The organism is bacterium (assembly GCA_021372515.1).
GTDB lineage: Bacteria > Gemmatimonadota > Glassbacteria > GWA2-58-10 > GWA2-58-10 > JAJFUG01.
In genome coordinates this window covers 16,876-27,707 of sequence record JAJFUG010000007.1, presented here as the reverse complement: position 1 = coordinate 27,707, position 10,832 = coordinate 16,876, and the positions used below count along the sequence as shown (strand labels likewise).

Here is a 10,832-nt window from a genome sequence, read left to right as displayed (position 1 = left end):
AATTGCATAACCTGACCAAATACCGTATTCCTTGTCATCGGGCTAACCTCCATTTTCTTATCCAGATTTGTTGTTGGCGCTTCAAATCTAATAAGAATGGGGCTTAGCCCGCTTTGTTTCTATTTTAACCGGACACTACTGGGTTGTACTATCGATATTTGAGAGGTATTCATTATACTCTTCTGGTCCAATAGCCGTATTAACATTGTAAGCGTAGGCAAGTGAATTCTGGCCTAATCTCAGGCTACATCTGGCTATAAGTTCATTGTACATGGCTTTTGTGGCGGTCTCGGAGAGAGGTAGATTTACAAAATATTGTTCGAGCGGCTCCAGGCTGCGCAACGGTCCGGAGAAATCCCCCTTAAGATAGTTGCAGTAAGCCTTGTTCAACCTCAGGCGCAACACCGCCGGATGCGTATCAGCCACCTTGTAATTATTGATGATCCACAATGCCCGGTCGAGAAGCCGGGCCGCTCCGTTGTATTCGACCTGCCACATGTATGTTTCAGAGGCGGCAATTTTCTTGCGGTTGATCAGTGACTCGGCTTTCAGGTTGAACCAGGGGATCAGGGCCTCGCTCTCAGGTGGATAAATTTCCTGGGCCAGGTCCAGCAGGCTGTCAATCAGTATTCCGGTCCGATCCTCCGGCACTTCGTACCAGTATTCCCTCGCCATCTGCGCGCGCGGCGGCAGGGGACGGCTGTCCGCGAGGCGGTATTCCACAGTGTAGGCCGAATCCAGATAACCGCATTCCAACCCTTGCCGGATAAGGGACTCAAAGACAAGGCGCTGGTCCTGTTTTTCTTCCGGCGAGGATTCATTCCCAGCGTTTAGCAGCTGGACACCAGCCGGCAGGCAGAGCAATAGCAGCATTACACCCGCAAACCTCCGCATACCGCGCCTCCCCGGTGCAGAGAATAGGGAATCAAGCCGTAGAGGAAAGCCACATCGGAGGAATATATCAGCAGTCAATGAATTTGTGAATGGAAACGATGCGGAATCAGTCCTCTTCCGGCGCGGGGACTTTGTGTCCCCAGCCCAGTGCGTCCTGGGCCACCTCGCGGAAATAGGTGATCGCGGGGTTGCGGCGGAACTCGCGCAGGTAGATTTCGATCAGGCCGCGGTCGGCGAAGCTGTAGAAATTCTCCTCGCCCACGATCACGTGATCCAGAAGCCGCACCTCGATCATGCTGGTGGCGTAGACCATGTCGCGGGTGAGCTGCTTGTCGTCCGCGCTGGGGGCGGGGTCGCCGGAGGGATGGTTGTGCGCCACCACGATGGCGGCGGCGTTGTACTGCAGGCAGCGGCGCAGCAGCTCGCGCAGGTAGATGATGTTGTAGCTCAGGGTGCCCTGGAACAGGTCCTCGGCCCGCATCACCGCGTGGCGGGCGTCCAGGAACAGGACTTTGAACAGCTCGATGTCGCGGTCGCGCATGCTGTGGCGCAGGTAGTCGTACACATCCGAGGCGTCATGCACGAACGTGGCCTCCTGGAGACGGTCCTCCAGGAAACGTCGCGCCACCTCGTGGATCAACTTGAGCGCCACGGCGTTCTTCTCGCCCACGCCCTGGACCTCGGTCAGGCTCTCCAGCGGGGCCTCGAACACCCGCCGCAGACTGCCCATGCTGGCCAGCAACTCGCGCGCGGGCTGCTTGCAGTCGCGGCGCGGGGTGCCCAGGGTGAGCAGGAACTCGATTATCTCATCGTCCCGGAACGCACCCAGCCCCTTTTCCAGGAACTTGTCCCGCAGGCGCCCACGGTGCCCCTGTCCGGCCTCGTCACGATTCACTGCTTCTCCTCCGGTGCATCCGACGAGGCGCCGTCACCGGCCATGAATTCGTGCAGCGCGCTCTCCATCCGCTCGCGGTCGATAAATCCGCAGGCCACGAACAGATCGCCCACCTGGGTGAAATTGTCCTCCTGCACCCGCAGGAGGTTTTCGAGCTCGTTGCGCCCCATGATTCCCATGCTTATCGCCAGTTCGCCGAACAGCTCGCGGCAAGTGGCCTGCTTTTCGAGTATCCGGTTGACCGACAGCGGGTTGAGCATCCCGCGGCTCATGGCCAACTGGCCGATCGGCATGTTGATCGTCTGCTGGAAATCCAGCACGCGCTCCAGGCAGCGCTTGTCGATCAGGCCCTTGCGCAGCAGGTACTGGCCGAAATGCTCCCTCGGCATGAACCGGCTCCTTGTGGGGGGGGGAGAACAGTTTCAGGGCATGACCCGCGTTGAGTGACTATTCGCGGGTTATGGCCCAGACATTCAGGTCAAAGGTGCCCTCGCTGCTGAGCAGCACCCGCCGCAGTGTCCCGTCCTGGGCCTCGAACCACATCACCGTGCTGGCCCCGGACTGGTAGATGGTCACCAGCAGCCCGTAGTTCTTGGGGATGCTGAACTGCATGGTGGGCTTGGTGTCCATGAAATTCTGGGCGAACAGGAACCCGCTCAGACCACCGAGCAGGATCACGGCGAAAACCAGGGCCAGCATTCTCTTGCGCAGCATCACGACTCTCCGGTTTGAATTGACCCGCTCCGGCGGCAATGCGCCGGCATCGTTACTTTTATGTGGACTGTATTAAATATACACTTTTCCGGCCGGCGCGCGACTCAGACCAGCCCGCACCTGAACGCGGCCCGGAACAGAGGTCGCAGCGCCGCGTTGCGGGCCCGGGCCAGCGGGAACCGTCCGGCGTCCTCGACGAAATAGCGGCCCTCCTCGGGCAGGATGACCAGCGAGACCTTGATATTGGGCGCCACTCCGATCATCAGGCGGCGCTCCATGCAGGCCTCGTACAACCTGGCGAACACCGGGACCAGGTCCGCGGTCCGCGGGGGCGGCAGGTGCTCGTAATCGGTGCCCTGGAGCGGACGGAACACGCAGACCGTGGGCACCGCGCCCACCGAGGTGATCCAGTCGACAGCCTCGATCGACTTTTCGGGCGGCTCCAGGCCGGCCACGATCTCGCCGTTGGTGGTGTCGAAGATCCGCGCGCAGTACTCGACAGCCTCCAGGTAGCGGTCCAGCCCGTACTGTGCGTGCTTGCCCGGGCAGACCCGGGCGAAAATCTCACGGTCCCAGAGCTCGAAACAGAACGAGACCCGGTTCACCCCCATTTTCTTCAGGGCGTGATAGCGCTTCAGGTCGTTGTGCGGCGGGGTCTGCACTCCGATCAGCAGCCCGAACTTTTTCTTGACCGCCCGGATGTAAGGCTCCAGGATATCGAGATAGGTGTCGCCGCGGTAGTGGCCGGTGTTGAAATCCACATCGGTGATCCGGCTTTCCCGCAGCGCGGCGCCCACAGTCTCGACCACGTCCTCCACGCTTTTGTCCTCGGCATCGTCGCAGCCCAGATTGAGGCCCACCGAGCAGAACTTGCAGTTGACCCGCTCGGGCTTTTCCAGCCAGTAGTCGCAGACCTTGGCCGGATAGACCGCCAGATAGGTCCCCTGCATGGTACCCACCCGCCGCATCGGAGTTCCGCGGGAGGTGCTCAGCCCGTACCAGGCCGGGCGTGGGGTGAGGCTCACCGGGGCCACCGGCTCGCCGTCGCGGTATATACGGTAGCTGGAGTCGGCCTCGCGCTCCAGGTGGTAGCAACTGGAGGCGGCGAAAGGCTCGCTGACCGGGATGTTGGTGTAGAGGCCCTCGGGCAGGACCACCTCGAGGCCGCTGCCCAGCCCGGCCCGGGTGCGCATTATCTCCCGGCCGCCGTCGGATTCCACCCGGCACGAGTCACCCAGGCGGATACCGCGGCAGTAAAGATCCAGCTTGAGAAGTCCCGGGTTGCGACGGACATCGTTGATCATCGTTCGGCGATTCCCCTCTTAAACTGTCGATCCCGCTCTATCTCCTAATTTTACACCTTTCGGCCCTTATTGCAACTGTGCTCAATAGACACTCAGCGCACGTAGCCCAGCGAGCGCAGGCGCTCGATCATCTCGCGGTCGTAGCGGTAGGGCGTGCTCTGCCCGCCGACAGCCGGCGGGGGACCGTAGGAGTGCACATAGCGCAGCGAGGGCGGGCCGCCCGGCGGAGAGATGCCCACCTCGGTGCGCACCCGTCCCGCCATGTTCCGTCCCACCGGCAGGCCCATCAGGTAGAGCATGGTCGGGGTGATGTCCTCGAGGTAGAACGAGCTGACCGAGCGTGTCCCGCTCCGGGTGTCGATCCCCCGGAAAATGACCGCGCCGTGCTGCTCGTTCTGGCGGCCGCGCTTGCCGGGATCACAGACCACCACGGTCAGCCCGGTGGGCTGGTAGGCGCGCAACAGCTCGCCCAGCAGGTCGTCGATGTAATGGCAGTACTCTGGGATCATCGGGCGCAGGCTCTCGGGGCCGAGCAGGTCGGTGCGCTCGTTGATCCGGCCCAGGATGTCGGCGCCCTGAAGGTAGAGAGCGATGAAACTGACCCGGCGACGGGAAAGCAGCTCGATTGCCGCCTGGGTGTAGAAACAGTCAGCCAGGTAGATCGAGCGAACCAGGTCGGCGGCCGGGCTGCCGCCCTCGGTGGCCAGGAAAGCCCCCAGGCGCGGACAGTTTTCCAGGATCGCCGGCAGACGGTCCTCGAGGTGCAGGGCCAGGGTCGAGAGGGAATCGAACTCGGCGCGCGGGTAGACCTCGTCCTCGAAATAGGCCGCGCTGGTGCGTTCCTCCTGGCGGACCAGGCCCAGCTTGGTGAAAGTCCGCTCGCTGACCGTGAACCCCTCGTTGCGGGTGGCGGGCCAGGAGGCCCACCAGTTGACCACGCCGCAGCGCACCCCGAACAGGGCCAGTATCTCCCAGATCGACTTGCCGCGCCGCGAGCTGGCGCTGAGCGGCGTGGCGCGGAAGAGGCTGAAAAACGGGAAAGCGTGGACCGCCACCGAATGCAGTCCCGGTGCTGCGGCGGGAAGGCGCGGCTGGCGGGACAGGCCGCGCAGCGTGGGCAGGGTGAAGAAATTCACTCCGTGCTCCTCCGGGGTCAGGCCCGTGGAAACCGTGTTCCAGACCTGGGGCGCCACGTAGTTTTCCGCGCTCTCCACCTCGGCGCTGAATCCCTGGTGGATGAGCTGGGCCAGGTTGGGCAGGCTGTCCCGGTCGGCCATCTCGAACAGTGTGGCCGCATCCAGCCCGTCGATCCCCACCAGCAGCATGGGAAGGCGGGTGATCGAGGAGCGCTCCTCGATCGTGTCGGCCAGTGAGCTGTCGGCCGAGTTGTTCAGGTAGACCCCGCCGGCCCAGGACAGCTCGAACAGCAGCACTGCGGCCAGGGGCAGGATGTAGCTGTGCGAAAGCGCCGCCCGCCGTGAGTCGGAGGGGGCCGGGACCCCGGCCAGGATGAAATAGATCAGCACCACCAGGCGCGCGCTGGCCAAGCTGACCAGGGTGATTATGACCAGGGCGGTCAGGGTGACCGGGCCCAGCGGCTCGATGAGGCCCGACTCCATCAGCATGGCGTGCCACCAGCCGGTCAGGAAAACACATAGGGCCAGGGACGTGGCCACGGCCAGGAACCCCGAGCGCAGCGAGCCGCCCTTGCGCAGGTCCTGCTCGGGACGGCCGTGGCGCGCCCAGTAAAGGGCCGGACCCAGCATGAGCAGAAAAGTGAGGCCGACAAAGGCCAGGTCCATGTAGAGGAAAAACAGCAGCACATCCAGCGGCCGCTCGATGAACGAGGGGTCGGCCAGAAGGCAGCCGGAGCTGGTGAGCCCGGCCAGCAGGGAGCCGATCAGCAGCGAGGTGCGAAGCGCCAGGCTGAACGCGGTGCGCCAGGAGCCGCCGCCCGCAGTGCGCGCGCTCAGGAACCGCTCGACCGGGCTGTTCAGGTAGCCCAGGGCGCGCAACCGGGCGCGTATCTGCTCCACCGACTGCCCGGTATCCTGCGGCTGCGGGCCTCTGTCGCTGTCCTCTGTCACAGTGTCAGACCTTTCTTTCCATAACGTAATCCGCCAGATCGAGCAGGAGCTGGGCCTCGGGGCCCTTGAACCGGTGCAGGGCGGCGCGGGCGGTGTCCAGCAGCTCACGGGCGACCACCCGCGAGGCCTCCAGGCCGAACACGCTGACAAATGTTTTCCTGGCCCCGGCCGGCGCGGCCTGCTTGCCCAGCTCCGCGGCGGTCGATTCGGCCTCCAGGATGTCATCCACCACCTGGTAGGCCAGGCCGAGGTTTTTGGCGTAGGCGGCCAGGGAGTCGATCACTCCGCTGCGGGCGCGGCAGAGCCTGGCCCCCAGGGTGGCCGAGAGGATAAACAGCGCGCCGGTCTTGCGGCTGTGCACGAATTCCAGGCTTTCCAGGTCCTCGCGGTCCAGGTGCAGGTCTTTCCACTGCCCGCCGATCATTCCCGGAGCGCCCACGCAGTCGGCGACCTCGCGCAGAAGCGCCCCGGCGGCCGCGGAACGCAGGCCGTGGGCCTCCACCGAACGTCCCAGCAGGTGGAACGCCTGCATCAGGAGGGCGTTGGCGGCCAGGATCGCGGTGGCCTCGCCGGCCTGTGCGTGCAGCGGGGGCTTGCCGCGCCGCAGCGAGGCGTTGTCCATGCAGGGCAGGTCGTCCAGGATCAGCGAGGCGGTGTGGATCATCTCCACCGCGCAGGCGGCGTTCAGGACTCTTTCAGCCTTGCCTCCGGCCAGGGCCGCCGAGACCAGGGTCAGCACCGGGCGCACCCGCTTGGCCGGGGCGAGAAGGCTGTAGCGCATGGCCTCCACCACCGGGGCGGAGAATTCCTCCGGCGCGGGAAGGACGCCGGGCAGGCTCTGCTCCACCAGCCGGGCGTAGGGGCCGAAAGCTTGCTGGAAACGGCTTTCCGGGGTCTCCAGGCTGCGCTCCGTTTCAGTGTCGGTTAAGGATATAATTCAAGCCTGGAACAGGTCCTGGCCCTCGTACTCGGGCGGGACCGGGCATTCCAGGTGCTTAAGCACCGTGGGGGCGATATCCCGCAAATCCGGGGCGCTCCGGACAATCTTGCGGTTGCAGAGCAGCACCCCGGGGACCAGGTCGCGGTCCACGCTGCAGTGGTCGCCGCTCCACTTTTCGCGGTTGGGCTCCACCACCTCGGGGCCGAACCCGCCCAGGGCGGTCTGCCAGCTCACCCGGTAATTGCGCTGGAAACCTACCACCAGGTCCGGGGCCTCGTCAACCCGCTTGCCGTGGTAGACCTCGCGGCCCGCGTAGACTTTGCTCACCACCGGGGCGCTGTCAACCGGGTCGGCGAGCCCGGCCAGGCCCTCGGCGATGGCCCGCACCACGTGGTCGTACTCCTCGCCGGGCCGCACAATCCCCTGCGCCTCGCGGCCGGCCAGGTTGACAAAGATCAGGCCCAGGCCCAGCGAATAGGCCTGCGTGGCCGACCAGTCGACGTTCTGGAAGAAATCGCCCCCGCCGAAAAGGTCTTTCAGGTTGTACTGGCCCTGCATCTGGCCTTTCAGGCGCATGAAACCGTTCTGCACCAGCCAGGTGTTGAGGTTCACCCCCTTGCGGAACGAGGAGAAACCGTGGTCGCTGAGCACCACCAGAAGCGTGTCCGGGTCCTCGTAGCGGGCGCGCACCTCGCCCACGAAAGAGTCCATGCGCTTGTAGAAAGAGAGTATCGCCCCGCCGAAACGTCCGGCCTCGACCGGGTCGAACATCGGATGCCCCGGGTCGCGGAAACGCCAGAACATGTGCTGGACCCTGTCGATACAACTGAAAAGCTCGAAGAACAGGTTCGGCTGGTCCTTGTCCAGCACCTCCAGGGCCATGGCGCGGCGCTGGTCGAAAATCATGTTCAGGTCGTCCAGGAACGCGGCCTCATCGATACGCCGCTCTTTGAGCGCCGCGGTCTCGGCGGCCCAGCCGCGGGTCTTGTAAAGGCCGATCGCGCGGGCCAGACGGGCGGAGAAATCGCCGGGCCACGAGATGGGCAGCACCGGGTCCTTGGGATGGATTTCGACCGGCGACATGAACACTTTCACCTCGTCGCCGATCTGCGTGGCGATCAGGCGGCAGAACCCGCGCACCTTGAGCAGGAAATTCAGCTCGAACGCCACCTCGACCCAGTCGCTCCAGACTCCCTCGGCCAGCTCGATTTTCTGCCCGTTCAGCTCTACTGTCACCCGGTCCTTCCCATTGCGCTGGAACGCGATGGGCACGCTCAGGTTATCCTCGGCATCCAACGCCTTCAGCTCGCGCTCCAGGCTCTCGACAGCCTGGCTGTCACCGGTGGACGAAGCTTTGGCGCGTTTGTCGAGCAGCCGGACGCGACGCTGGCGTGTGACCGGGTTCCAGGGGCCGATGACCCGCGCCTCGGCCCGACCTTGCGGGTCAAACTCCAGCGGTGTGACCTTGCCGCCGAACTCGGTCTCGCCGCTGCTCTCGCCGTAGATATCGCTGGTGAAAAACTGGTAGGTGGCCTGGGTGCCGCGCAGGTCGGGAGTGGTGAGTCCGGTCAGCAGCACACTGCCCGCGGCCAGGCTCGTGGCCGGGAACGAGACCGGAGCCTGGAGCACCGCGCTTTTTATTCCATTATCGGACGCCACGGCCCAGAACGGCACGCCGCTGCGCAGGCAGACCGCCGAGGGCTTCTCCAGCGGGATCAGGTCGAACAGGAAACGCGGGTTCACCGGGCGTACGGCGGATATTTTCGGATTGTAGTCTGCCGGGTCGCGGTTCAGGAAATCGTAAATCCCGTGCACACCGGCCTGGGCCGAGACCGAGAAGGTGGACCAGGCCACCGGCGACTCGGGCGGGATGGAGCTGGCCAGGCGGGTGTAGCCGCCCTCGGCGGCCAGGCGGGCCAGGTTGGGCAACTCCCCGGCGGCCATGAATTCATCCAGAAGGCCGGGGTCCACGGCATCGAACCCCAGGATTATGGCTTTCTGCTTGAGCGCGCGGGGCTGGACAGTGGGCATCTTTCCACCGCAGCCTCCCAGCGAAACTGTCAGGGCTGCCCCGGCCGCGACCGTGGCCTGGGTCAGAAGCTCGCGCCGGCTGATCCCCGCGCCCGGCTCTGCGGCTGTTTTCCGATCCGGCTTTTCCATCTCTATCACCTCATGTTCCCTGGTGGGGGAGTTTCAATCTCTCACACTATATAGGCCACGGCAAAGCCCACCTGGGCCATCATCATCAGACGGTACATGTTGGTCCAGGAGGGATGGTTCTCGGTGGCGGCCAGGCTCTCCGGGTCGCGCAGGATCAGCCAGGCCGTGTAGGCCCCGTAGAGGGCGAGCCAGAAACCCAGGGCCACGAGCACATACGGGTTGCCCGACAGGATCGGCCCGCCGCCGGGCCGCGTTACCACTATCCCCAACGGCATCATCAGCCAGGGGACCACGAACGAGGGCGCGATCATCCAGGCCGAGGCGCGCACCCCGAAACGCAGCGGCAGGGTGATGCAGCCCGCGGCCTTATCGCCGGCCATGTCGGAGTAGTCCTTGGTCGAGGCCGAGCCCAGAAGGAACAGGAAAAATATTCCGCCGATGTACCAGGGCTCGATGTCCCCGGCGATCGCGGCCACGCTCGACCAGCCCGCCACCTTGAGCAGCCAGCCGCGCGGCACGGCGATGGTCAGGTTGGCCAGGAGCCAGTGGCGCTTGGTGCGGAAAGGGCGCGCCGAGTAGACATAGGTCAGGGCCGCTGCCACGGCCACCAGGGTGAAACACTCCCGCCGCCCGCCCGGAGCCACCAGCCAGGCCAGCCACAGGGCCGCGGCGTACAGGAACGCCGAATACAGCGCCGCCGCGCCCACGCTGATTCTTCCCGAGGGGATCATCCGCTCGGGCTTGTTCACCCGGTCGTTCTGAAGGTCCGTGATCTGGTTAAGCACGTTGGAGGCGGCATTGAGCACCGCAGCCATCGTCCCGCCCAGCAGGATGAATATAACAGTCTGCCCGGCGCCCAGGGCGGCCAGGTGAGCCAGGAACGGCTGACCGGCCCGGTGCGCTCCGGCCCCCACCGCGGTCAGGGCGCCGCTCAGCATGCCCAGCATGGGCGGCAGAAGGGTGAAAGGCCGGGTGAACTTGAAATAGCGCGCCAGGGTTTCCATTTCTTTTCCGTGGTTCAGCCGGGTAATCCGGCAACTCGGGCCGCGATGAGGCATAGCAGCGCTCCCAGAGCGGTGTTGAGCACGTTGAGCCACTCGTTGCCCAGGGCGCGCTCCAGGCCCGGGAACGAGCCGATGAGGCTTTCCGCGTAGGCCGCGGCGAAAGCGCTCCCAGCGGCCGAGGCCCAGAGCGCCGCCCCGCTGAAAAGTCCGGTTGTCAGCCCGGTTAGCGCCACTGCCACCGCTGCGACCAGAGCCGCCGCCGTGCCCTCGACCGAGACCGCGCCGGGAGTGCCGGGCGGCACCGGCCTCAGGCTCGCGGCCAGGAACGCGCGCCGGCCGTAGAGCGAGCCGAACTCGGTGCCAGCGGTGTCGGCCGCGGCGGTGGCGAACGAGGCGGTGAGCAGCGCCCCCACCAGGGGCGAGCCGTGCGTGATTTTATACATTATAGCAAGCAGCGTGCCCACGGCGCAGTTGGCCAGGGCGTGACGCGCCCCGCGCCGCCCATGGCCGCTCTGGGCGATCCCCCGCGCCGCCTTGACATTGTAGCCCAGGCGGGTGAGGCCGCTCGCCAGCACGAAAAATACACCCAGCACGGCAAAACCGCCCAGCCCGGAGCAGCCGTAGACCAGAGCGCCGATAACCACCCCGCCGATCAGTCCGCTCCGGCTGACCGTGCCCAGGGCGTAGGCCGCGCCCCCGAAAACCAGGGGGACCGCGAGCGCCTCGATGAGTGGATGGGAGGACAGGAACATGCCAGGCCTGCCTTTTCAGACTCGAGTCCAGAATTACGGATACCTGGAATTGATTTTCGTCCTTTCGGTCTTGCCCGAAAGG

Annotated in this window: 10 protein-coding genes; all 10 read right to left on the bottom strand. The window is 65.0% G+C overall.

Going from position 1 to position 10,832, the window contains the following annotated elements; genetic code table 11:
* Window positions 1–135: 135 nt before the first annotated feature.
* Window positions 136–873, bottom strand: a complete 738-nt coding sequence (locus LLH00_00500) for a hypothetical protein (protein ID MCE5269746.1) — start codon at window positions 871–873, stop codon at window positions 136–138.
* A gap of 127 nt (window positions 874–1,000) precedes the next feature.
* On the bottom strand, window positions 1,001–1,789 hold the full coding sequence (gene radC / locus LLH00_00495; GenBank protein ID MCE5269745.1) for a DNA repair protein RadC: 789 nt from the start codon (window positions 1,787–1,789) through the stop codon (window positions 1,001–1,003).
* Window positions 1,786–2,178, bottom strand: a complete 393-nt coding sequence (locus LLH00_00490; protein ID MCE5269744.1) for a hypothetical protein — start codon at window positions 2,176–2,178, stop codon at window positions 1,786–1,788. Before LLH00_00490 ends, radC begins: the two co-directional genes overlap by 4 nt.
* Window positions 2,179–2,236: 58 nt before the next feature.
* A complete protein-coding gene (locus tag LLH00_00485) occupies window positions 2,237–2,503 on the bottom strand; it encodes a hypothetical protein (GenBank protein ID MCE5269743.1) in 267 nt (88 codons plus the stop codon).
* Between the two features lie 104 nt (window positions 2,504–2,607).
* Window positions 2,608–3,807: a radical SAM protein gene (locus LLH00_00480; protein ID MCE5269742.1), complete on the bottom strand. Its 1,200-nt coding sequence runs from the start codon at window positions 3,805–3,807 to the stop codon at window positions 2,608–2,610.
* A 92-nt stretch (window positions 3,808–3,899) separates the two neighbouring features.
* Entirely contained in the window at window positions 3,900–5,894 is a 1,995-nt protein-coding gene (locus LLH00_00475; protein ID MCE5269741.1) for an alkaline phosphatase family protein, read from the bottom strand.
* A 4-nt stretch (window positions 5,895–5,898) separates the two neighbouring features.
* Window positions 5,899–6,741 (bottom strand): polyprenyl synthetase family protein, encoded by an 843-nt coding sequence (locus tag LLH00_00470; protein ID MCE5269740.1) that lies wholly within the window; start codon window positions 6,739–6,741, stop codon window positions 5,899–5,901.
* 90 nt (window positions 6,742–6,831) lie between these two features.
* Window positions 6,832–8,994 carry an alkaline phosphatase family protein gene (locus LLH00_00465; protein MCE5269739.1) on the bottom strand — a complete coding sequence of 721 codons (2,163 nt, stop codon included), beginning with the start codon at window positions 8,992–8,994 and terminating at the stop codon, window positions 6,832–6,834.
* A 41-nt stretch (window positions 8,995–9,035) separates the two neighbouring features.
* Window positions 9,036–9,998, bottom strand: a complete 963-nt coding sequence (locus LLH00_00460; protein ID MCE5269738.1) for a UbiA family prenyltransferase — start codon at window positions 9,996–9,998, stop codon at window positions 9,036–9,038.
* A 14-nt stretch (window positions 9,999–10,012) separates the two neighbouring features.
* Entirely contained in the window at window positions 10,013–10,750 is a 738-nt protein-coding gene (locus LLH00_00455) for a DUF92 domain-containing protein (protein MCE5269737.1), read from the bottom strand.
* Between the last annotated feature and the right edge of the window lie 82 nt (window positions 10,751–10,832).

Bases quoted from the DNA above. Each gene is read 5' to 3' on its own strand.
- LLH00_00500 (MCE5269746.1), bottom strand. From the start codon at position 873: ATGCTGCTATTGCTCTGCCTGCCGGCTGGTGTCCAGCTGCTAAACGCT.
- LLH00_00490 (MCE5269744.1), bottom strand. From the start codon at position 2,178: ATGCCGAGGGAGCATTTCGGCCAGTACCTGCTGCGCAAGGGCCTGATC.
- LLH00_00485 (MCE5269743.1), bottom strand. From the start codon at position 2,503: ATGCTGCGCAAGAGAATGCTGGCCCTGGTTTTCGCCGTGATCCTGCTC.
- LLH00_00480 (MCE5269742.1), bottom strand. From the start codon at position 3,807: ATGATCAACGATGTCCGTCGCAACCCGGGACTTCTCAAGCTGGATCTT.
- LLH00_00465 (MCE5269739.1), bottom strand. From the start codon at position 8,994: ATGGAAAAGCCGGATCGGAAAACAGCCGCAGAGCCGGGCGCGGGGATC.
- LLH00_00460 (MCE5269738.1), bottom strand. From the start codon at position 9,998: ATGGAAACCCTGGCGCGCTATTTCAAGTTCACCCGGCCTTTCACCCTT.
- LLH00_00455 (MCE5269737.1), bottom strand. From the start codon at position 10,750: ATGTTCCTGTCCTCCCATCCACTCATCGAGGCGCTCGCGGTCCCCCTG.